A 24299-nucleotide genomic window follows, 5' to 3' on the forward strand; every position below is an offset into this window, starting at 1 on the left:
GGGGATAGATGCATGTATGAAACGGTCAGTCGTAAGCTAGTGCTGGTTCCAGTACCCTCGTGAAAGACCTTCACCACCGAGATAGAGTTGCCCTATATTGCCTGTTGCCAGAGGCTCCAGATTATCATTCAAAATGAATGCACAGGTATGGTCGATTGGTTGTCCGATAGGAACGCTACCATCGACCAGATCATCTGGACTGATATTATGTGAAAGCGCGAATATAGTGCTTTCTGTTGGGCCATAAGCATTTAGAGTATGTTGAGGTAAAGAGTCGGCTTTCAGAACCAGCTTCACCATGTGGGGGTTGAGTGCTTCACCTCCAATCAGGAGATAGCGAATGTTACGGAATGCCCGAGGATATGTTGATGCAACCAGATTGAAGAGTGTCGCTGTAATAAAGATGATAGAAATGGCTCGCCTCGCTAGCTCGGCTTGAAAATACTCTATGTCCAGTAAGTCCTTTTTGGGGATAACGACAGCAGTTGCACCATTGAGGATTGCTCCCCAGACTTCGAATAACGAAGCATCAAATATTGGGTTGGCTATACAGGCAATACGATCTTCTGACGTTAAGCGTATATATGTCGTATCGATGACGGTCCTTATGATACTTTTCCCCTCGATTTGTACACCTTTTGGTTTACCCGTTGTGCCAGAGGTAAAAAGAATGTGAGTTCGATGGTGTGGAGCCAAACAAGCTATTTCTGCATTGATTTCAGTTAAGTCTTCTCCCTCGACCAAAAGATCAAAAAATGAAATGAATGTAGTGTGTAATTGAGGGAATTTGCCTGAAGAATCGGTAATAGTCCATTTTATTGACAGATCTTCCAATATGCTATTCAGTCGTGCGGGGGGCATAGATGGATCGAGAGGTACACAGCTACCATAAACCATAAGGATAGCAAGTTGGCTTGTGATCTGCTCAATTCCCGGCGGTAACAGAATGGCAACAGGTTCTTCATGTGTTATTCCAAGTAGTTGCAGTGAACTCGCTATAGTCGCAGCTTGCTGTTTAAGCGTGTGATAATCGATTGTTCTTTCAGGCGTTAGGATAGCGGCTTTAGCTGGGTACTTACTGACTTGCTTCAGGAAATGAGACAGCATTCTAACCCCCTATAAGGCGATGGGATGATAATATTAACTTTTAATTTCAATTTGAAATTATCACTTATTATTATAATTTCAATATTAATGTTATCAATTTTGAATACAAGTCTGATTTTCCTTTCACCCATAGTTTGAAAACGAACTTCTGAGTAATTATGAAAAAATCACGTAGCTTGAAAGAAAACGTCAAAATTGTAATTTATCTGTGTATTTTCTAAATCCACTGGATAAATATTTTTTGCTGGTTTGATAATGAAGGCCATCTTTTAAATTAAAAAAATATCTGTTTTATTATTGTATTTAGGTGAGTTTGATGATGATTCCTATCGCATGTTTCTGTACGAAACAATAGGAAAGAATACAGGTATATACTTAATTAAATCTACTAATTACATATGTTTAATATATGCTTTAATCTTAACTGTTTTGATGATCTGATTTATCTTTACAGGTGTGGTAATTAATACAGATTATTTTAACCCTATCAGTATGGTTTGAGAGTGGTTGATATAATTTTTGTATCATATTGCTGCGTTTTTTTATAGAACGTATTCATTTACAGGCTGTTTCTATCTGAATTGGCGGAGAGTAATACCATAAAGGAATAAGAGTTAGTATCACTTAGTTAATTATTTTGTATGATGTTAAGCCATAATGGGTAAGGTTTTACATATGTTCATTCAGGAGGCTAATTTCATTTAATTTGAAAAAATAAATTTAACTAATGTTTTGTTAATTTTGATTTCTTTCTGATATTTAAATTAGTTATGACTCATAAGGTTCCTGTTACTTAGGGTGCTATGGCTTGCTTGTGTTTTAAAGCTACGTTTTTTGAATAGTCAGGAAATGATTGAGAACAAGAAAGTCATTGCTATTGGGCAGCGGACAGCCACATGTTTTAAAGGACAAAAACCATGTCAGACAGTTTCCAGAATGAAGTTCCCAAGGCTCGCGTTAATATTAAGCTCGATTTACACACGGGCGGGGCACAAAAGAAAGTGGAATTGCCCCTGAAATTATTAGTGATGGGTGATTATAGCAACGGGCAAGAGCAGCGCCCCCTTTCCGAGCGTGAAAAAATCAACATCAACAAAAACAACTTTAACAGTGTACTTGCTGATTTTCATCCCGGCGTTAAATTAACTGTTGAGAACACTCTGGCGGGTGATGGTAGCGAAGAAAACGTGGCCCTGACCTTCAAGGACATGAAAGATTTCGAACCTGAACAAGTAGCCCGTCAAATACCACAGCTGCGGGCTATGTTAGCGATGCGTAATCTGCTACGCGATCTGAAATCCAATCTACTGGATAACGTAGAATTCCGACGTGAACTAGAAACGATTTTGAAAGATCCGTCTCTGAGCGACGAACTACGCAGTGAACTGGCCGGTCTGGCCCCGAAACATGACTAATTTAATGGATACCTTGACTACAGGATTATGCTGATGTCTGTAAATACTGAAACTATGCAAGGGGCACAAGAGACGGTGCTGGCTCAGGGAACAGTGCCGGAAGGTGTATATGCGGCGTTGTTTGAGAAAATCAACTTGAACCCAGTTTCAACGCTGGGGGATATCAATGTATACCAGGATAATGCGGCTCTGGCGGATGCGACAGCAGATGAGCGCGTGACGGCGGCGGTGCAGGTATTTCTGGAGCGTCTGAAGGCTGCGGGTCAGAAAGTGGAACGACTGGATAAGACCCTGCTGGACTATCATATTGCGGAGCTGGATCAGCAAATCAGTCACCAGTTGGATGTAGTAATGCACCATCCGGAATTTCAGAAAGTAGAGTCAGCGTGGCGCGGGCTGAAATTTTTGGTGGATCGGACGGATTTTCGCCAGAACGTGAAAATAGAAGTGCTGGACGTGGCGAAAGATGATCTACGCCAAGACTTTGAAGATAGTCCTGAAATCATTCAAAGCGGACTGTATCACCACACCTACATTCAGGAGTATGACACTCCGGGCGGTGAACCGATAGCAGCGATAATATCCGACTTTGAGTTTAATCGTAGTCCGCAGGATGTGGCTCTGTTACGTAATATTGCCAAAGTGTCCGCTTCGGCGCATATGCCGTTTATTGGCTCAGTAGGGCCTGCCTTCTTTGGCAAGGAAACAATGGAAGAAGTAGCAGCCATCAAGGATATCGGTAACTACTTTGATCGTGCAGAATATCTGAAATGGAAAGCATTCCGCGATTCAGACGACGCACGTTATATCGGGCTGACTATGCCACGAGTATTGGGTCGTCTGCCATATGGGCCGGATACAATTCCAGTACGCAATTTCAATTACGTTGAACAAGTAAAAGGGCCGGATCACGAGAAGTATTTGTGGACTAACGCGACATTTGCGTTTGCCGCGAATATGGTGAAAAGCTTCATCAATAACGGTTGGTGTGTACAAATTCGCGGGCCGCAGGCGGGCGGCGCGGTGAAAGATCTACCCATCCATCTGTACGATTTAGGTACGGGCAGTCAGGTGAAAATTCCGTCAGAAGTGATGATCCCAGAAACTCGTGAGTTTGAATTTTCTAATCTGGGCTTTATCCCACTGTCGTATTACAAAAACCGTGATTACGCATGTTTCTTCTCTGCTAACTCCAGCCAGAAACCAGCATTGTACGATACGGCAGATGCAACAGCTAACAGTCGCATTAACTCGCGCCTGCCATATATCTTCCTGTTATCACGGATAGCACATTACCTGAAACTGATCCAGCGTGAAAATATCGGCACGACAAAAGATCGACGCCTGCTGGAGTTGGAGCTGAATAATTGGGTACGTGGGCTGGTAACAGAAATGACTGACCCGAGTGATGACTTACAGGCATCGCATCCGTTGCGTGATGCGAAAGTTGTAGTAGAAGATATTGACGATAACCCGGGTTTTTTCCGTGTGAAACTGTATGCAGTACCTCACTTCCAGGTTGAGGGAATGGACATTAACTTGTCACTGGTTTCTCAGATGCCGAAAGCCAAAGCGTAATTAAAGATTGTACCCCGTTGATTTCAAAGTGCGGTTAGCAAAGTCACTGTTTGAAAACTGATAGGGATATTACGAAAAATGGATGCTTATCATGGATAGATGAGCGCCTTAATAATTTTAGTCATTGCATTCTTAGGAATGGAACTGGCTGAAATTATTAAAGAGCAGTAGAAACTTTACTGACTTACTTTGCAATACGGGATTACGGTTTTGATGTTATCCGATTGCATTTAAAGATACGGCATCTGACAGGAGGTTAGTTGTTGTATCAACCTATTGTATTAAAAATTAATTTGTTATTACAGGTTAGCACTGTCAGATAACAAGTGAATATCTTCACCGGAACTTTGTGAAGAATTTATTTAAATTATGGAGAAATAAAAATGGCAATTCCTGTCTACTTATGGCTGAAAGATGATGGCGGCGCGGATATTAAAGGCTCTGTTGATGTGCAAAGCCGCGAAGGCAGTATCGAAGTTGTTGCACAGGATCATAACCTGTACATCCCAACGGATAATAATACCGGCAAACTGACAGGTACTCGTATCCACACCCCATTTATTTTTGTTAAAGAAATCGATGCCTCCAGCCCATATCTGTATAAAGCGGTTACCACTGGCCAGACGCTGAAAACCGCAGAATTCAAATGGTACCGCATTGATGATGCAGGTCAGGAAGTGGAATATTTCAATACCACTCTGGAAAATGTAAAAGTCGTGAAAGTCGCACCGAAGATGCACGACATAAAAGATCCAGCGAAAGAAAAACATAACCATCTGGAAGAAATCGAGTTGCGTTATGAAAAAATCACCTGGACTTATAAAGACGGTAACATCATTCATTCCGACGCATGGAATGAGCGTACTACGGCCTAATTAAGGTGCATTTTAGCAGGCGGGAAATCGCCTGCTTTTATAAACAGAGACATTTTTCCCTTGTTGAACGAATTTTTGGATAATATCTTATGAATACAATAAAATATCCATTTAGGGATTTATGAATTATTTAAATAGGTTGATGAGGAAGTTGTTCTGCCACTAACTCCCAGTTGTCATTAAAATACACCTTTTTGATTTCGTCTAAAGCGTCACCTTCCACTGTAGGGAAAAATACAAAAGGAGTATCAGTTAGTGGCTGTTTCTTAACATGAAAAACAGCTTTATACAATTCATCTTTACTGGGTTTTAGTATTACAAAAAGCTCTTCTATAGCTTTAAAGTCATTAGATGTTAGAGTAATATTATATTTATTATAAGAATGACGAAGATTTGTTATGTATTCCCCCAGTGATCTAAAACTAGCAGCAGTTACATCCTCTGCTATTGCAACAGCAGCTCTCCCAACTCCATTTTTAGCGTTATCACCAACCACCCCTAGTACCCTATTAACAGTAGAAGGTTGTGAAACAAAAGTAGAACTAATATGGTTCATTACAGTAGTTATCAGACCAACTTTTGCTCCAAAGGCAATATTTGCAAGGCCTATTGTTGTATCTGTCACTAAGCCAACCATCCCTTTTCCAATTGATTCAGCATTATTATTTAAATACGAGCCAGCAGCCGAAACCCCCAAGACAACATTATATAGTAGGTTGCTATGTTGTCCGCTTGTGGATTTAGCTAATTTAGTTAATTCATAAAAACCATTTTTTGTTGTTGGAGCTGTTTTAATAAGATCGATGATTTGATTGTGGTAGGTTAATAAAGTTATTATTTTATTTTGATCACTTTTGCGATCCTTATGCATACCAGCTCTTGCCATTACATCATATAATAAATCAAAGTCTATTATTCTCATAGTATTCCTGTCGTATGCAACTTGATAATCATGTCCATCTACAAGAACGAAAGATGATGATGGTGGTGAATCAGGAGAATTAATTGGGGAATTAGGTCTACTGTTAACCATGATTTCTCTCCAAAAATAATGAGTTAATATTTTATGAAAGACATCCTCACACCATTTAAGTTAATTTAAGATTCGTTTTATCTCATCACAATTACTTGAAATTCGTGGTGTATGTAATTAAAACTAGCACCTATCTTGAAGGCTGCATGAAAAACCCCCAAAAAAAATAGTCTTGTGTGAGGAATGGTTTACATTTTATCAATAGGAAAGAATGCAATGATATTTATAATTAGTTCTATTGATTAAAAATGCTAATAATATGCTTTAATTTTAGTGGTTACGATGGGTTTTTTATTCTGAATTCAGAGTCGCAGAATAATTTAACTTTATCATAATGATTAACTGAATATCGTAAGGGAGGAAAATCATTCTCTATTAATTTTGGATAGATTGTTTATTGTTGCATTGTTATATAGCACCACAGCAGTCCTTTTTAAATATCTCATTGGTAATATCACTTAATTAACTATCTTACATTGTGTTAAGTGTAATAAGTTCTGCAAGTGAAAATGAGTCATTTTCCATATACAAATGATTGTAAGCGGGAACAAATATGAAAATTTACCGCCCATTATGGAGTGATGGTGCCTTTTTAGCTCCACAGCAATTTCAGCAGCAGGCTCGTTGGGAATCGTATCTGACGGATACTGTTGCACAATTAGCTATCGCTAACCCCTGGGGCGTATTGGAAGCAGAATTTGATGAAGGTGCATTGGCGATTTCTCGCTTGAATGCAATCAAATTGATCGTTCGTTTTCCTGATGGTTCCGTTATTGATACCACCATTGCTGATAATCTTCCTCCAGCGGTTGATCTCTCTTCTATTGAAGGAAAAGAAAGTGTTGATATCGTGCTCGCCTTACCTTTATTGCAGGCCAATGGCGGTAATCTGGCACAGGATGGGCATCATGATCGGCCGCGTCGTTATAAGCAGGAATGGATACCTGTACAAGACTTAATTGGTAACGAATTGACGGATATTGCGATTGAACGTTATGCCATCACTTTGCGTTATGCCCATGAAGAAAATGGGGCTTATCTGGTCTGTCCGGTAGCTCGCCTTATTCGTAACTCTCAAGGGCAGTGGACTTTTGATCGTCATTTTATTCCCCCCATGTTAGCGTGTTCAGCCAGCCAAAGACTCATAGAGTCACTAACAGACTTGATGCATCGTCTGAAAGCAAAACGTCGTCGTCTGATGAGTATTCGTCGGGAAAGTAACGAACGAATGGCTGATTTTGCAGTGGCGGATGTTTCACTGTTTTGGCTGCTTAATGCGCTGAATAGTGCTGAACCCGTGTTAGCTGAACTCTTAGCAAGCCCGACTCGTCATCCGGAATTACTTTACCGTGAACTGGTTCGTCTGGCGGGTAGTTTGTTGACTTTTTCACTCGAGCATCAACCTGAAGGTATTCCTGCCTATCAGCATCTTTCTCCCGGAACTGTTTTCCCACCTTTGTTTGCTTTGTTAAATGAACTGTTAGAGGCGAGTCTGCCTTCCCGGGTTATTCCGATTGAATTGGCGAAAAATGGTCAATTTTGGAAAGGTGATCTCAATGATAGCCGTCTGCGTGAAGAGGCCGATTTTTATCTGTCAGTACGTTCTTCTCTGTCAGCGCATCTGTTACAAACTCAATTTCCATTGTTATGTAAGGTGGGTAGCCCGGATGAGGTCGCAAATGTGGTTAATGTGGCTCTGAACGGAGTACCACTCAAGGCACTTTCTCACGTTCCGGCAGCGATCCCGATGCGGCTTGAAAATCAATACTTCGCGTTAGAACTCAATAATATTTCCGCGAAATCCATGCTGGATTCGGGGCATTGTGCTTTCTACGTACCCGGAACTTTGGGTGATGTTCAACTTGAATTATTTGCTGTGCTGCGCTCATGACTAACTTTATACAACCAGATAAAAATCAGGACATAGCTGTCACTATCGATACTTTGTTTGCTGATACTTGGCTTATGGTATGCCAACTGCGTAATGGGGTATCGATCGAAAACGGTAAGGCACTTTATCGCCGAGCCTGTGAACAGATAGATAAAACACGCGAATCTCTGGAGCAGGCGGGTTTTCCCAAATCAGCGGTTGAGCATATGTCGTATGCACAATGCGCACTATTGGATGAAAGTGTAATGAATCGTGGTGTGCAGGATGAAGGTTACACACAGTGGCTGCAATCACCGCTTCAGACCAAATATTTCAATACGCTGGAAGCAGGGGACAAACTGTGGGATCGCATTCGTACGGTATTACATGAGCCAGCCCCGGATCCGGCTGTTCTAATTTGTTTTCACCGTGTAGTGACCTTGGGATTCAGCGGTAAATATCAAACGCCGGAAAATGATCATAGGGAAGATGTTTTGACCGCCTTAACGCGCCAAGTCCCACCTTATGCACTCGTTGCTTCTCAACCGCTAGTTGTCCAGCCAGCCCGCTATTTCAGCCGTCGTCGGATGTATTGGATGGGTTGGCTCACAGGCATGATTGCGTTAGGGGCATTATGGTGGGGACTTTCAGCATCATTACAGCAACTCGCTCATCAATTGCTTAACCAAGGATAATCCCTCGATGCGAATCTTGTTCAAACAAGGGCTGTGTCTGTTGGCTGTCTTACTGATTTTCTGGCTCATATGGGGTTTTTGGTCATTAGGAACCGGTATACGTCTGCTTTTATCGTTAATGGCATTAGCGGTAGCGGGCTGTTTAATCTTCCGTTGGCGTCATCAGGCGAAACAATATCGGGAACAGAGTAGCGATTTTAATCAACTTTCTTTACCTGCTGAGGATTTTCGCGGTTCACTGGTGCTAGTATGTGGCTATTCTCAGGGACTGTTCAGTCAGGACTCTACCCATCGAGAAGCATTACAGGGATGGTATCTTGCGACGCCAGAGCCAAAATCATTTATTCATGCAGTGCAACATATTGCAGAAAACTCTCCTGCGCTTTTAGCCAATCTTTCCGTTATGTTTTGTGTTCTTCCTGAGCAGTTAAATAATCAGGATAAATTACAGCAATCCGTATTGGAATGGCGGCGAGCACTGGGTGAAAGCAAGGAGTGGATGGGTCATCTGCCGCCATTTTGGTTATGTGGTTATCTTAACCCGTTAGTCACATCAGATGCAGTGTCATCTCAGGCAGAAGCAACATGGTTTACCTTACATGACACTACGGCAGGGGTTCAGGTAAGAAGTGCGAGCCAAACAATTCAGTCCTTGTCAGTCTGGTCGGTTCCTAAGCAGGGTGAATATCTGACACATTGTTCTCAAATGGTTTGGCTGGATCAGTTTGTACAATGGCTGAATACACACTTCTTACCTCTATTGGCCTTACCTCAAATGGGGACACCCGTTTTAGCACCTTGCGCAATGGCGCTGAATTTTTCGCCATTACAAGGGGTAGCTAACAATCTTTGGTTACAACAATTAAAAAATACAACGACCTTAACAGTGCCTATGGTTGCAGATATTGCGACTCAGTTGCCCTTTCCGGATGTACTTCTGACGCAATTACCCCGAAATAGTCGCCTGACAAATATGGAAATTTATACCGGTGTTGCGGGAGCAATGAGTGGTGTTTTCTTACTGCTGGCTTTATTCGCAAGTTATGGTAATAACCGGAATCTATTGACGCAGATACAGGGAGATCTGGTGTTATTTGAACGTTTAGTAGAAGAACCCTCTGAGCCGAAAACGCAATCCTGGAATCAACTGAAAGATGATGCAGTTTTATTATCTGACTGGCATCGCAGAGGAGAGCCTCTTTCTCATTCGCTTGGCTTGTATCAGGGGCAGAAAGTATTCCTGATTGTACAAGCTGCGATTGCTAGCTGGGCACCACCCACACCGCCAGAGCCTGTCGAATCAACACCTCCACCGGTTATGCCTAAAGCTCAGATTGTCAGTTTGGAGAGTTTAGCCTTATTTGGTGTGGGTAAATCAACGTTGAAATCAGATGCCACCAAAGTATTGGTAAATGCACTTGTGCAAATTAAGGGCAAACCTGATCAGAAAATTGTGATCTCGGGTTATACCGATAACACCGGCAATCCTAAATTTAATCAACAACTTTCCCTTAAACGTGCTGAAGCGGTACGTGACTGGATGCTACAAAATAGTGATATTCCGGCTGCATGTTTTGCGGTGCAGGGGCATGGAGCAGAGCAGCCCGTTGCATCCAATGAAACAGAAGCTGGCCGTGCAGCGAACCGCCGTGTCGAAATCAGTCTCGTGCCGCAGGAGAATACCTGTCAGGTAGTAATAACCTTATCCTCACCGGAAGCGCGTAAAGGTATGGAGAAATAATTTCTATGGCATCTTCAGCAGGCGGGAAACCGCCTGCTTTTTTACTTTTATCATCACACAGTTTTTTTAGCGGCTATTTTTGCCAACCCTCTGTTTTTGCAAAATTTCAGACGCGGAGGTTTGGCAAAGGGAGCAACAATCAATCTTAGTCACCCTATGGGCCTCGGTTAACGGCTATGGCGGTAGCGTGCCGGAATATCGGGAAGCTCATTCGACAAGCCTAATAAGCGTGACAAGTAAGCCAAGGAGAAAAGAACTATGGAAAATTCATCTGCAATGTTATTGCGTCGGTTAAACCCATACTGCGCACAGGCACTGGAAGCCGCAGCCTCCCTGTGCCAGACACGGGCACATGCTGAAATCACCGTCGAGCACTGGTTGCTCAAAATTCTGGAGCGGGGTGAAAGTGATATCACAGTGCTGGCTCGCCGTTATGAGTGGGATATGGGGGCTTTGTGGCAGTCTCTGTTAGATCATATTGATGCTTATCCCCGAACCGTTCACAGCCGTCCGCAACTTTCTTCTCCGTTATTAACTTTGATAAAAAATGCCTGGTTATCTGCTTCACTGGAAGAGGGAGAAGGGCATATCCGCAGCATCCATTTACTTTCAGCCCTGCTGGAAACGCCTTCATTAGTGAGTTGCGAAGGTGCATGGCCTTTACTGACAGTAGGAACTTCTCAGTTACAACGGCTGCGCCCAGTGCTGGATGCCCAGTCTGAAGAGCGCCCGGAAGTACAGCAACAAGCAATGCTAGGCCATGATAGCACTACATTCTCTCCGGATCCCCCATCCACTTCTCCCGCGAGAACCACTCCGCTGACCGACAAACCGTTATCCGATGCACTACTGGCTGTACTGGATAAATTCACCTTAGATGTAACAGCGAAAGCTAAAGCCGGCAATATTGACCCCGTTTTTGGTCGTGATGATGAAATCCGCCAGATGATCGACATTCTATCCCGCCGTCGTAAAAATAACCCGATACTGGTGGGAGAGCCGGGAGTCGGTAAAACAGCGCTGGTGGAAGGGTTAGCCTTGCGCATTACCGAGGGTAATGTTCCTGAAAGCCTGAAAACTGTCAGTCTGCGTACTCTGGATTTAGGATTATTACAGGCAGGAGCGGGAGTAAAAGGGGAATTTGAACAACGGCTGAAAAATATCATTGATGCTGTTCAACAATCCCCGACGCCAATTCTGTTGTTTATCGATGAAGCTCATACCATTATCGGTGCAGGTAATCAGGCTGGTGGGGCGGATGCTGCCAACCTGCTGAAACCAGCTTTAGCTCGTGGTGAACTACGTACTATCGCAGCAACCACATGGTCAGAATATAAACAGTACTTTGAGCGGGACGCTGCACTGGAACGTCGATTTCAGATTGTCAAAGTAGATGAACCGGATGATGAAAAAGCCAGCCTGATGCTGCGAGGCCTGAAACCCCGTTATGCCAAATATCATGGAGTGCATATTACCGATGATGCAGTGAAAGCCGCAGTGACTTTATCCCGCCGTTACCTGACTGGTCGCCAGTTACCGGATAAAGCGGTTGATCTGCTGGATACGGCGAGTGCGAGGGTCAGAATGAGCCTCGATACCCAGCCAGATGAGCTGGTACGGTTACGCTCATCGCTGGCAGCACTGGATTTAGAAGCGGAAGCCTTGCAGGAAGATCATTCTGTCGGTAATGCAGTGGAAGTTAGTCGCCTGATTGATATCACCCAACAGCGAGAAACACTGGAAAACCAGCTTCAATTGACTGAAGCACAATATCAGCAAGAAAAAGTGCTGACTGAACAGTTACTGGCTTATCGTCAGGCAGGGAGTAACGCCGGAGAAAACGCTCAACTGCAACAACAACTGGCAGAAATTCAGAATGGAGCACCGTTACTGGGGCTGGATGTAGATGTGCGCACGGTTGCTACGGTTATCGCTGACTGGACTGGCGTTCCATTATCCAGCCTGATGAAAGATGAACAGGTCGATCTATTGTCACTGGAACGGCATCTGGAAAAACGGGTTGTTGGTCAATCTGCTGCTTTGGAAAGTATGGCACAACGCTTGCGGGCTGCGAAAACTGGGCTGGCATCGGAAAACGGGCCGTTGGGTGTATTTTTGCTGGTGGGGCCGAGTGGAATTGGCAAAACTGAGACAGCACTGGCACTGGCAGACAGCCTGTTCGGTGGCGAAAAATCACTGATAACAATCAACCTATCGGAATATCAGGAACCACATACGGTCAGTCAGCTCAAAGGATCACCACCGGGCTATGTGGGTTATGGTCAGGGAGGAATTCTGACCGAGGCGGTGCGCAAGCGGCCTTACAGCGTAGTGTTGTTGGATGAAGTAGAAAAAGCACATCGTGACGTGATGAACCTGTTCTACCAAGTGTTTGACCGGGGCTTTATGCGTGATGGCGAGGGGCGGGAAATCGATTTCCGCAACACCGTTATCGTTATGACTTCTAATCTGGGCAGTGATCATCTGATGCAGTTGCTGGACGAACAGCCGGAGTCAACGGATAGTACATTGCATGAATTGTTGCGGCCGATATTACGAGATCACTTCCAGCCAGCATTATTAGCGCGTTTTCAAACAGTCATTTACCGTCCGCTGGGAGCACAAGCGCTGCGCACCATCGTGGAGATGAAACTGGCACAGGTGGCAAAACGTCTGAAACTGCATTACCGATTGGACTGTGTAGTAGAAGAATCTCTGTATAACACGTTGGTGGAAGCCTGCCTGCTACCAGATACAGGTGCACGTAATATCGATAGCCTGCTGAACCAGCAAATCCTACCGGTACTGAGCCAACAACTGCTGATGCGTCAGGCTACTCAACAGGCAGCTAATACGCTAACACTGGGTTATGACGAAGAAGGTATCACGCTAACATTTGATAAAGAGATCTTATCAGGGGAGGATAGGTCATGAATTTATTAGATACCGCTAAAAAAGCAGGAACAGTGTTGGCAAATACCCTGAACCGTTACACTCTGGGGATTCAGGGCTGTGATGCTGTACTAGATGTGGAGGATTTTACCGGGCGTGAAGCCATGAGTGATACCTATCGCTACCGTATAGCCTTCACCAGCTCAGAGCAGGATATTCAGCCACAACAGATGTTGCGTCGCAGTGCTACATTCACCCTGCGAACACTGGGCGAAACTGTTTTTGGTATCAACACGCCACCACAGACACAGCGTGTAGTGCATGGTGTTGTAACGGACTTCAAACGGTTGGGAGGCTCCCGTGATGAAGCCCAGTACCAGATTATTCTGGAGCCGAAATTTGCTCTGTTACGCAATCAAAAACGTTCTTACCGTTTCTTCTTGAATAAATCCGTACCGGAAATCGTCGAAGAAATTTTACGGGAACACAATTTCAAGGGATGGGAGTTTGAATTTAACCTGAAAAACACCTATCCGAAACGGGAGCAAATTAATCAGGTCAATGAAAGTGATCGGGAGTTTATCGAACGTTTGCTATCGGAGCTGGGAATTTTCTACACCTTCCGTTTACAACCGGATACACAAACAGAAGTTATGCATTTTGGTGATAAACAGCGGTGTTATGAATACGGTAAAACACTACCGCTGAACAGCCCGTCAGGAATGAATGATAACGGTGAGGCTTCCATTTGGGGGCTGACCCAGCGTCATCAGGTAGTTGAACATTCTGTTCAGACCAAAGATTATAACTTTCGTACCGCACAGCATATTCTGAACTCGGCACAGGCTGATATGACCCGTGGTGACGGTGAAGAAATCACTTATGGTGATGTCAGTTACTATAAACTGCGCCATCTGACGACAGGGGATAGACTTTCACCTGAACCAGAAACTGCTAATTTTTGGGCACAGCTTGACCACGAGCGTTTTCTGGCACGTCAGACGCTGCTGTACGGGCAGAGTACTGATGCGACTTTGATGGCGGGACAAGTTCTGGAAATTGAAGACAGAACCTTTCCATCTACCTTGCCGGCAGCGTTCCAATCCAAAATCTTAATGACTCAACTACGTTTCACAGGTAGCCGGGCAGAAGCGCTATTAGTCAAAATAACAGCAGTACCGTACACCGAGGGCCTGTGCTGGCGTCCGTCATTAAAACCACGTCCTGTTATCAGTGGCACATTGACAGCTCGCGTAACCAGCCCTATAGCCAATGATCCCTATGCTCACCAGAATCTGGATGGATTGTACTGGGTTAAATTCGATGCAGATAATGATGAGAAAAAGAAAGGTTATGAAAGCATGCCAGTACGGCTGGCTAAACCTTATGGTGGTGATACATACGGTTTTCACTTCCCGTTGATTCAGGGTACGGAAGTAGCAATAGCCTTCCACGAAGGCGATCCTGATCGGCCTTACATTGCTCATGCATTACATGACTCCTACCACCCGGATCACATTACCGCCCGTAACCGTACACGCAACGTCATTCGTACCCCGACCAATAATAAACTGCGAATGGAAGACCGCCGTGGGCAAGAGCATATCAAACTGAGTACGGAGTATGGCGGTAAAAGCCAGCTTAATCTGGGGCATCTTGTTGACTCAAATGAGAAGAAACGCGGTGAAGGCTTCGAACTACGTACCGATAGCTGGGGCGCAATTCGGGCGGGGAGAGGGTTGTTTATTAGTGCAGACGAACAGGAGCACGCATTTGGTGAACAGCTGGATCTAACCCAGATAAAACAGCAGTTAGCTGATGCTCTCGATATGGCTGAGTCATTGTCAAATATTATGCGAACAGCGCAAATTGAGCCATTAGATACCAGCAATCAGGAACGTTTTTTGGAAGGTTATGTTGATGGCATCAATGAGCCTGTGATTGCCGCAAGTGCGCCGGGGGGAATTGCATTATCAACACCTAACCACATTCAACACAGTGCTAACAACAACATTGTGATGACATCGGGCAGAAATACCGAAATTTCTGCCCTGAAACGTATTGCAATAGCGGCAAAAAAAGCGGTTTCTATTCTGGCCCATGAATTAGGTATGAAATTAGTCGCAGTGGCAGGAAAACTTCAGATTCAGGCTCAGACTGATGCGCTGGAAATCACAGCCAAAAAAAATATCAGTATTACGAGCACCGATGATGAAATCGTTATCTCAGCCAAAAAGAAAATCACATTTGAGTGCGGTGGCTCTTATATCACGATTGATCCGACCAAGATAGAAAGTGGCACAGAAGGCGATTTCAAAGTACAGAGTGCAAACTTCGACTACGCAGGGCCAGCAACAATCAGTGTGCCACATCCTAACTTTACCGCCTGTGAAACCCTGTCCTCAGAAGCAGCAGGCCGTGGTGATGCAACTGTTCCCTTAAGCTAAGGTATTACGTTATGTACGCAACTTATCTACCAGAATCCCTTCCTCTGGAAAATCACAGATATGCCCTAATTGACAGGGCATTATTTCCTGAACTTGATGATGAATTGCCGGTTATCGAAGTTGTCTCTCCATTATTAGCTCCGCAGGCAGAATTATATCCATGGCTAATTTCTATGCATGAATTGTCATCAACGCAATGGGTAAATCTATTTTCTGCTATCAATAAATCGATAGAAGAACAGAGACAACCGATGGTTTCCTTATTTTTTGACAGTGAATTACCACCAGAAGAAATGAAAAAACGGCTGGTGCATGGGTTATATATTCAGGATAAATCTAGAAAAGGATTTATATTGCGCTATTACGATCCCAGAGTTTTATTTAATTTATCATGGATATGGGATATCAATACTTTTCGTCATCAATTATCAGTTGATGCTATTAAGCATTGGACATTTTATTTAGCCGGTAAATGGCACACACTTTCATTTTCGCAGGAAGAACCTTATCAAATTTTACCTGCGCATATTCAGATTAGTCGAATTCATAGAATTGGTATGATTAATCAGGTTCTGGTAAAAATGCTACCAATTTCTGATGTTAAAGAACGCAAAAGAATCAGCGTGGAGATTGAAGGATTATTTCAGGTGGCGACTGAGAGATTTAAATTAACTCATAGGAATGACTTGGTTGCATTTGTACTTTATGGTGTAACGGTGAGTTTGTCGTTTTATGAACATAAATATTTTAAAGCATTATTGATAGATAGCGCTGAGTATGAAGAATATTTTTCCAGAGTAATGTTGAATGTTAATGATCCTAAGTTGAAAGAAGTAAAAGAAAACTTATTGCAATTGAATATATTATCATAAAAGTTAATTTTTACTGAAATGAAAATTATTTTTTAAAATAAAAAGGAATGTTAATTATGAATACGGAAATTGGTTGTGGTTTTTGTCAGCGTAGTAAAGGGTTGCCAGTATTTTTATCCAGGCCTGCTATTATGGATAAAACAGATACATTCCCTATATTGACTAGTAATGTCAAAATGCCTGTTGAACCTCAAGGTGAAACCGCTTATACAGCTCGTATTTTACGGGAAGGTTTTTTATATGTTTATTATGAAAAATTTAATTTATGGGAGATCTACACGGTTACTTCTAAAGGTCATTATTATTTACATCCAGGAGCTGGTGGGGCTCCGCAATGTTTAAGTTCCGAGAAAAAAACAGTATGCATGGATGATGAAAGTAAAGTGGCTAGAGCGTCTTTTATTACGTTATATATTATGCCTGAAGGGCAAGAGAATGGTGTAGTTTGGTTTGCATGGTCAGATGCTCCTTGGTCAGAGAAAATGAAAAAAAGACATGAAGATCAAGATCAGCGAATCAAAAATATGCAGCCGTTTGATGTTGATTTATGGTTAAGTAGTAGTAAACATGAAAATGTTGAATCTTTAAATAATTTACAGAATACAGTTGCTGAATATAGTACAGGTTCGAAAAAAATTGTAAAAGGATTGGTATCAACGATAACAGATGTGTCTCATATAGCATTAATGCCTTTTACTGTACCTATTCAAAAATTAATATGGGAAAAATTTCAAAGTAAAGTTAAAAAAGAAGCTGATAATGTAATTAATGAGGCTAATCAGCTTTATCCTGAAAAAGGGGCAGTTTTATTTTTATCTGACCCCGTGGCTATATTAGTAAGTATCACAAATCTTTATAATTATAGAGCTAAACATACATTTCATAGTAACCCTAAATATTCTAGAGGATTAGCATTATCCTCAATGCTATCATCATTAAAACAATCTGTATGTTCTCAGTATAGAGTGGTATGTGAAGAACAAGATATTCAAGATGAAGATGCAATTATTTGGGCTGCAGGATCTAGAGCAGGTGGAGTTAAAATAGAAGGATATGACTCTTGGGAATCTAAAAAGAAAAAAAGAAAGGATAACATAAAATCTTTGGATGAAAGAGTAGAGAGTTATTGGAATGAAAAATATGAAAAATATATAGACAGAGAAAAGGAAGATGCATTTTTAATGGAATATAAAAAGAAGCTTTCTTCATATTTTGAGTCGGTTCTTTCTCCTATGCTTACTATGTATTTAAATTGGTTGGATAGTGAAGTATTAAGAAAAAGGTTTTTATATAATTACGATTCAAATAATGCTGTTTGTTCTTTGCTATACGTGCAAGCAGTAAATGATTGTATAGAGGGTATGACAGAGAAGAATGAAGTTATGGACTATCTTGTTGATAAACTAAAGCAAGAAAAGGTCTCAAAAGATAACTTTTTTCTTCGTGCAATATTTAAAAATGATGACTCATTAATTGAAAGTATAAATGTGTCATTAAATTATGGTGTAAATTATGGTGGCTTACCGTGGAATAAAATATTTGATTCTATTACTGATAGTATAAGCCAATATTTAGAGTTGGTGGATAAAGTGGATGTTTATATAAGAAATATATTTGGAGTTATATTTAAAGCAGCAAAAATAGGAGTGAATAAATACCCAATGCCATTAATGATTGGTGTTTCAATTAATAGAGGAAAGGCAGTTGTGGAGGTTTCTTGCACAGGGCAATATAAGAATTTTATTAAAGCAGTAGCAAAAGAGTGTGCAATACTTTTTGATATGGATAATAGGATTGGGCGTGACCGTTTATATGAAAGATTATATAGACAAATGGGAGGATTAGAGTTAAATAATGCACAGATAAACCAAAATGGGAAGGTTTATTACTATTTAATGATAGATAGAGAGGAAGCGGATAAACTAAGATTAATGCCAGAATTAGAAAGAATGAAAAAATTAAACAGGGTATTTAGATCATATGAAGAATTTAGAAAAGATATATTGGATGGACATTATAAACCAAAAATAGATACCACTAAAGCGAAGTACAGTGACAAGGCTAAGAGATTTCAGAATTACACAAAAAGTGAACCGGTTTTAGGTAAATTAAAAGATAAACAATATTTTGGGAGTGCATCATCACTTATTTTTCAAAGTTATGCTATATTGGCATCGTGGGAAGCAGCAACAAAAAATGTCGAAAATTTAACTAAATTTGGTGGTAATGTTTTGGGAGCTATAGGAACATTAGCAGATTGGACAGATCGCTATTTAGCTAAGAATTCAAATGGCAGGTTTGCGGCTAGGTTAGGGTTAGATAATAAGGTAAAATTAGAAAAATGGTCAATTCATTTGCAACGTGGCGCAAGATTTTTTGCTTGGGCTGGTTTCGTGAGTGCGACTTGGGATATTTATCATGCTGCTGATGAGTATTGGGGTGAGAAAGAGAAAAAGGATTATAAATTAGTAATAGCATATGGTGCTTCAGGAGTCTCTAGTGGTTTACTTGTGTTATATGCTGTTGGATGGTTAACATTAGGTGGTCCTATCGCTATAGTTGTTTTGACTGCAATACTTGTTGCTTCTGCAATTTATATTGCATTGAAGGGACAAGATGATATAGAAAAATGGTTATTATCATGCATGTGGAGAAAGATTCCTAAAGAAACGAGAAGTATTCCTCATATGTGGTCAACAGAGGCACAAGAAAAAGAAGCCTTTTTGGATTTAAGCTAAATAATGGAAAGTTAGGAGCTACATTATGTCAATTTACAAGGGGTTATTTACCCCTTATTTACTTAATCGCAAGCTGACTGAACAAGAAAAAAGAGATAGGCTTTGTCAAGGCCAGCCACATCCTGACAACCCATTGGTTACTAATGATGATACAGTGATTAAGATGAACTCAACGTATCTGGAAACTGTTGATAGATATTATACATTCAAAGGTTTTCCTAGCCTTATGTCTTTTATGATGACAGTGATTTTTTTTGTGTTCCTAATTGCTTTTTGTATTACTTATGTTTTAAGACATGTTTTAGGTGATGAATTATTAGAATCTGACGATATTTATTTTATAATTCCATTTGTTGCCTTATTAATTTTTGCCGTATGCGCGTTTTCAACTGTTGTTTTAAAGGAGTGGTTCAGAAAAACCCATTATCCTATTCGATTTAATCGAAAAACACAGATGGTATATGTTTATCAAGTGAATGGGACTGTGTTAGTAGCCCATTGGAATAATATTTTTTTTACACTTTATCAAGGAAAGGGAATAGGGCAGGGATGGGGAATTGATGGTCATATTCTTGCAGATGATAACGAAACTGTATTGCAGACATTCAGTTTAGGAATTTACGATAGCAAAGTTAACATTCCGGGTTATTGGGAATTTATTCGCTGCTATATGGAAGAAGATGTACTGGATGAACTTCCTAAAACTATATTTTTATGTCATCCAATTTCTGAAAAAAAAGAAAGCTACATTTATGGCCTTCAGTACATTCTTCGCGTTGACACTAAATGGGATTGGTTCTATAAATTGCTACTTGTTCCATACTATCTGTTGGAATCATTCTCTCGGTATATTGCAATGCAAACCAGTAAGATACCTCAGTGGCCAGAAGAGATTGAGGAAAAATGTGAGGTTGCAGTTGATGATCCAGTTAATGTGAGTTATAAAAATAATATTCCATATGTATGGCGATATTTTTTGGCTAATTTGAAAATGAAGGATCATTTAAAATATTATAAGCAGCAAATGATAGCGGCAAAGCGTATAAAAAGACGAGTGACTAAGCGACATAGAATAAAGAATACATAGTTGTATATAGGTATGCATTTGATAATATATTAATTATTTAATGCATATCCAATTTTATATGAGATATTTTTTACTGGAAAAAGATATAATTTTTGATAGAATTACATATGTATTTTTTGAACCTAAAATATATATCCGTAATTAAATAAAAAAATTATAAATGGATTGAATTAGAATGTCAGTATATAAAGGGTTATTTACCCCCTACGCCATTAATCGGTCGTTAACTGAACAAGAAATGGCCTGCCAACTTCATCAATGGAGTCCTCACCCTGAATTTCCTCTTGTTAATGATAATAATACGGTGATTAAAATGAATTCAACGTATATGGAAATTGTTGACAGATACTATGGACCTAAAGGATTCCCTAGCTTAATGATGGGGGTTCCTGCTATGGTTCTAATTGGTGGGTTTATTTTAATTTGTGCTATCGCTTTTAATCGCTCTATCTTATCTGATACATATCATTGGAATTTAAATGATATTTTATGGGGGGGATATTTTCGATTATATTTATCTTTGGTATATGGTTTTGTTTAAGTATTACCCTAAAAGAATGGTTCAGAAAAACCCATTACCCTATTCGATTTAATCGAAAAACAAAAATGGTTCATGTTTATCAGGTTGATGGCACTATTTTATCCGCACCATGGAGCAAGATTTTTTTTTACATGTTATGATGGTGTCAGTAAAACAAGTGATATGAGAGGCTGGGGAATTGATGGCCATATTCTGGCGGAAGATAATATCACGGTATTAAAAACATTCAGCTTACCTTATTATAGTCATTGGGAAGATCTTTCAGGTTATTGGGAGTTTATCCGCTGTTATATGGAAGAAGATGTATTGGAAGATCTTGCTAAAACTATTTATATGTGCCCTCCGGTTGCGAATAGAAAGGAAGGTTATATATTTGGTCTTCAATATCAATTTCGCTATTCATCTAAGATAGAATATATTAGATTATTGGGGCTCCCATTCACGTTAATGGAGAATTTTTCCCGTTATATTTCTATGCTAACCAGTAAAATTCCACAATGGCCAGAGGAAATTGAAAATTTGTGTGAAATTAGCCCTGATGATCCGATTGATGTAAGTTATAAAACTCGCAATTCTAACTTATGGAGATATACCTTTGCATGTATGACTGAGGAAGATTATAAACAAAAAATGGATGCTGTAGAGCGTATAAGAAAGAAATTAGCAATACGTTATAAAGAAAATTATTAATCATATGTTTTAGCATGTATTTAATCGGTTTTCTGTATTGAATACATGTCTAATTTGTATATAATAGTGTCCATGAGTTTTTTAGTAAAATCATCATGTCACATTTAACAGGATTATATACTTCTTATTCAGTTAACCGGCCGTTAACTCAACAAGAAAAAATAGATCAGTTGCATCAAGGTAAAGCACATTGTGAGAGTAAATTTATCAGAGATGGAGATACTGTCATTAAAATGAATTCAACCTATCTGGAAACAGTTGATAGGTATTATGCTGATAAAGGCAATGCAAGCTTAGTTACCTCTATTATATTCGCATCTTTATTTGGAGGACTTATATATGGAAATTTAGTCGTTTTTGAACGTTATTTTTATTGGGGAAAAGAATTGCCATCAACATTTGATATGGTTTTTCCTCTTGCTATTTTTTTCCTATTTTGTATTTTTGTCTTAAATTAACACTAAAAGAATGGTTCAAAAAGACGTACTATCCTATTCGTTTTAATAGAAAAAATAAGATGATATATGTCTACCAAGTTAGCGGTAATGTATTATCTATCTCTTGGAATAAAGTGTTTTTTACTTATGCTAAAGGAAAGGGGGTGTTTCCAGAGTGGGGTATTGATGGGCATATATTGGCAGAGGATAAGAAAACTGTATTACAAACATTTAGCTTAGGTTATTACGGTAGCAGACGTGAACTGTCAGGTTACTGGGAATTTATCCGCTGTTATATGGAGGAAGATGTTGTAAAAGAATTAGCTGAAACTATTATTATGTGTCCTCCGATAGCAGATCGAAAAGAAGGCTACAAATTTGGACTACTGTATAGTTTTCGCTTGTGTTCAAGATTCGATTGGATCCGCTTTATTGTATTACCGATGATCCTATTGGAGTCAGTATCTCGCTATATTGCTATGCGAACAAGCAAAATCCCTCAATGGACAAAAGAAGTTGAGAAGGCTTGTCTGATTTCCCCCAATGATAATGTTGATGTTGATGTTGATGTTGATGTTAGTTATAAAAATAATATCCCAGATTTATGGCGGTTACATTCGCTAACCAAAAGCTAGATAGCTATATTAAGCTGTATAGAAAGAAGAAAAGAGCGGCAAGACGTATAGATAAGATAGTTTCTAAACGCGCTGAAACTCAGGAAAAATAGTTTAAAAAATATCTACTTTGATGCTTATGGAAAATTAGGATTTACATTATGTCAATTTACAAGGGGTTATTTACCCCTTATTTACTTAATCGCAAGCTGACTGAACAAGAAAAAAGAGATAGGCTTTGTCAAGGCCAGCCACATCCTGACAACCCATTGGTTACTAATGATGATACAGTGATTAAAATGAATTCAACGTATCTGGAAACTGTGGACAGATATTATACATTTAAAGGTTTCCCTAGCCTTATATCATTTTTGATGACCATTGTTTTTCTTATAGGCCTAATTTGTTTTTCCATTACTTCCTTTTTAAGGCATGTTCTACGTGATGAACCGTTAGAATCTGGTGATTCTTATCTTATAGTGTTTTGTATTATTTTTTTATTTTTTACTGTATGTGCCACTTCGAGCGTTTTTTTAAAAGAGTGGTTCAGAAAAACCCATTATCCTATTCGATTTAATCGAAAAACACAGATGGTATATGTTTATCAAGTGAATGGGACTGTGTTAGTAGCCCCTTGGAGTAATATTTTTTTTACACTTTATCAAGGAAAGGGAATAGGGCTGGGATGGGGAATTGATGGCCATATTCTGGCTGATGATAAAGAAACTGTATTGCAGACATTTAGTTTGGGAATTTACGATAGCAAAGTTAATATTCCGGGTTATTGGGAATTTATTCGCTGCTATATGGAAGAAGATGTACTGGATGAACTTCCTAAAACTATATTTTTATGTCATCCAATTTCTGAAAAAAAAGAAAGCTACATTTATGGCCTTCAGTACATTCTTCGCGTTGACACTAAATGGGATTGGTTCTATAAATTGCTACTTGTTCCATACTATCTGTTGGAATCATTCTCTCGGTATATTGCAATGCAAACCAGTAAGATACCTCAGTGGCCAGAAGAGGTTGAGGAAAAATGTGAGATTGCAGTTGATGACCCAGTTAATGTGAGCTATAAAAATAATATTCCATATGTATGGCGATATTTTTTGGCTAATTTGAAAATGAAGGATCATGTAAAATATTATAAGCAGCAAATGATAGCGGTAAAACGTATAAAAAGACGAGTGGCTAAGCGACATAAAATACAGAATACATAGTTGTATATAGGTATGCATTTGATAGTTATTTAATTATTTAATGCATATCCAATTTTATATGAGATGTTTTTTACTAGAAAAAAGATATAAGTTTTGATGGAATTACATATGTATTAAAAAAAATAATAAAAGGAAAGTATTAAGATGGTAAATTATAAAAGTATGTTATTTTACTATTGATGATTTTTTATCTTTATCTATGAAAATAAAAAATGGTGAAGGCCTTTTCTAAAGGGAATTATATAATGTCGAACACTATTGTTTCAATATTATTTATGTCATACATTCTCTTCCTGATGATTTCAATGGTAAGACATAGATTGGTACTTATATTTTATTTTTCCATATGAAAGGTTAAAACCACCGACTTTAGTCGGTCAGCTTTAGCTGCGATACTGTGTTGCACGAGAGGTGCAATATGGATTACAGATATGGCAGCCACAC

At 40.0% G+C, this 24299-nt stretch carries 19 protein-coding genes; 17 read left to right on the forward strand and 2 right to left on the reverse strand.

Annotated features, from left to right (window positions below; genetic code table 11):
- Positions 1–36: 36 nt before the first annotated feature.
- Complete coding sequence (locus AAC855_RS07180; RefSeq protein WP_340608919.1) at positions 37–1107, reverse strand: AMP-binding protein; 1071 nt, start codon at positions 1105–1107, stop codon at positions 37–39.
- A gap of 917 nt (positions 1108–2024) precedes the next feature.
- Here AAC855_RS07180 and tssB point away from each other — a divergent pair.
- The 3 genes from tssB to AAC855_RS07195 all read left to right on the forward strand — a co-directional run bounded on the left by tssB (position 2025) and on the right by AAC855_RS07195 (position 4975).
- Entirely contained in the window at positions 2025–2522 is a 498-nt protein-coding gene (gene tssB / locus AAC855_RS07185; protein ID WP_340608920.1) for a type VI secretion system contractile sheath small subunit, read from the forward strand.
- Positions 2523–2549: 27 nt separating this feature from the next.
- The gene (gene tssC, locus AAC855_RS07190; protein WP_340608921.1) at positions 2550–4100 is read left to right on the forward strand and encodes a type VI secretion system contractile sheath large subunit; all 1551 of its coding nucleotides are present in this window, start codon (positions 2550–2552) and stop codon (positions 4098–4100) included.
- Between the two features lie 383 nt (positions 4101–4483).
- Complete coding sequence (locus AAC855_RS07195) at positions 4484–4975, forward strand: Hcp family type VI secretion system effector (RefSeq protein ID WP_099124064.1); 492 nt, start codon at positions 4484–4486, stop codon at positions 4973–4975.
- Positions 4976–5105: 130 nt separating this feature from the next.
- Here AAC855_RS07195 and AAC855_RS07200 read toward each other — a convergent pair whose 3' ends face one another.
- The gene (locus AAC855_RS07200; RefSeq protein ID WP_340608922.1) at positions 5106–6008 is read right to left on the reverse strand and encodes a hypothetical protein; all 903 of its coding nucleotides are present in this window, start codon (positions 6006–6008) and stop codon (positions 5106–5108) included.
- Positions 6009–6561: 553 nt separating this feature from the next.
- Between AAC855_RS07200 and tssK the strand changes: the two genes are divergently transcribed.
- From tssK to AAC855_RS07265, 14 genes are all read left to right on the forward strand, one after another.
- Positions 6562–7899 (forward strand): type VI secretion system baseplate subunit TssK, encoded by a 1338-nt coding sequence (gene tssK, locus AAC855_RS07205; RefSeq protein WP_340608923.1) that lies wholly within the window; start codon positions 6562–6564, stop codon positions 7897–7899.
- Positions 7896–8573 (forward strand): type VI secretion system protein TssL, short form, encoded by a 678-nt coding sequence (gene tssL, locus AAC855_RS07210; RefSeq protein ID WP_340608924.1) that lies wholly within the window; start codon positions 7896–7898, stop codon positions 8571–8573. The genes tssK and tssL overlap by 4 nt, the downstream gene beginning before the upstream one ends.
- 7 nt (positions 8574–8580) lie before the next feature.
- Positions 8581–10314 carry an OmpA family protein gene (locus AAC855_RS07215; RefSeq protein ID WP_340608925.1) on the forward strand — a complete coding sequence of 578 codons (1734 nt, stop codon included), beginning with the start codon at positions 8581–8583 and terminating at the stop codon, positions 10312–10314.
- A gap of 258 nt (positions 10315–10572) precedes the next feature.
- Positions 10573–13248, forward strand: a complete 2676-nt coding sequence (tssH, locus tag AAC855_RS07220; protein WP_340608926.1) for a type VI secretion system ATPase TssH — start codon at positions 10573–10575, stop codon at positions 13246–13248.
- Positions 13245–15653: a type VI secretion system Vgr family protein gene (locus AAC855_RS07225; RefSeq protein ID WP_340608927.1), complete on the forward strand. Its 2409-nt coding sequence runs from the start codon at positions 13245–13247 to the stop codon at positions 15651–15653. Before tssH ends, AAC855_RS07225 begins: the two co-directional genes overlap by 4 nt.
- Positions 15654–15664: 11 nt before the next feature.
- Positions 15665–16525, forward strand: a complete 861-nt coding sequence (locus AAC855_RS07230; RefSeq protein WP_340608928.1) for a DUF4123 domain-containing protein — start codon at positions 15665–15667, stop codon at positions 16523–16525.
- Between the two features lie 56 nt (positions 16526–16581).
- Positions 16582–19263: a T6SS effector BTH_I2691 family protein gene (locus AAC855_RS07235; RefSeq protein WP_340608929.1), complete on the forward strand. Its 2682-nt coding sequence runs from the start codon at positions 16582–16584 to the stop codon at positions 19261–19263.
- A gap of 25 nt (positions 19264–19288) precedes the next feature.
- On the forward strand, positions 19289–20350 hold the full coding sequence (locus tag AAC855_RS07240; protein WP_340608930.1) for a DUF6708 domain-containing protein: 1062 nt from the start codon (positions 19289–19291) through the stop codon (positions 20348–20350).
- A gap of 175 nt (positions 20351–20525) precedes the next feature.
- Positions 20526–20891 carry a hypothetical protein gene (locus AAC855_RS07245; RefSeq protein ID WP_340608931.1) on the forward strand — a complete coding sequence of 122 codons (366 nt, stop codon included), beginning with the start codon at positions 20526–20528 and terminating at the stop codon, positions 20889–20891.
- A complete protein-coding gene (locus AAC855_RS21600) occupies positions 20840–21031 on the forward strand; it encodes a DUF6708 domain-containing protein (protein WP_422824361.1) in 192 nt (63 codons plus the stop codon). Before AAC855_RS07245 ends, AAC855_RS21600 begins: the two co-directional genes overlap by 52 nt.
- Positions 20979–21581, forward strand: coding sequence for a DUF6708 domain-containing protein (locus tag AAC855_RS07250; protein ID WP_340608932.1), 603 nt, complete (start codon positions 20979–20981; stop codon positions 21579–21581). The genes AAC855_RS21600 and AAC855_RS07250 overlap by 53 nt, the downstream gene beginning before the upstream one ends.
- Positions 21582–21676: 95 nt before the next feature.
- A complete protein-coding gene (locus tag AAC855_RS07255) occupies positions 21677–22039 on the forward strand; it encodes a hypothetical protein (RefSeq protein WP_340608933.1) in 363 nt (120 codons plus the stop codon).
- Positions 22018–22653: a DUF6708 domain-containing protein gene (locus AAC855_RS07260; protein ID WP_340608934.1), complete on the forward strand. Its 636-nt coding sequence runs from the start codon at positions 22018–22020 to the stop codon at positions 22651–22653. Before AAC855_RS07255 ends, AAC855_RS07260 begins: the two co-directional genes overlap by 22 nt.
- A 140-nt stretch (positions 22654–22793) precedes the next feature.
- Positions 22794–23855: a DUF6708 domain-containing protein gene (locus AAC855_RS07265; RefSeq protein WP_340608935.1), complete on the forward strand. Its 1062-nt coding sequence runs from the start codon at positions 22794–22796 to the stop codon at positions 23853–23855.
- Positions 23856–24299 lie beyond the last annotated feature (444 nt).

Origin of the sequence: Xenorhabdus bharatensis (genome assembly GCF_037996705.1) — a bacterium.
In the GTDB taxonomy this organism is placed as follows: Bacteria; Pseudomonadota; Gammaproteobacteria; order Enterobacterales; family Enterobacteriaceae; genus Xenorhabdus; species Xenorhabdus bharatensis.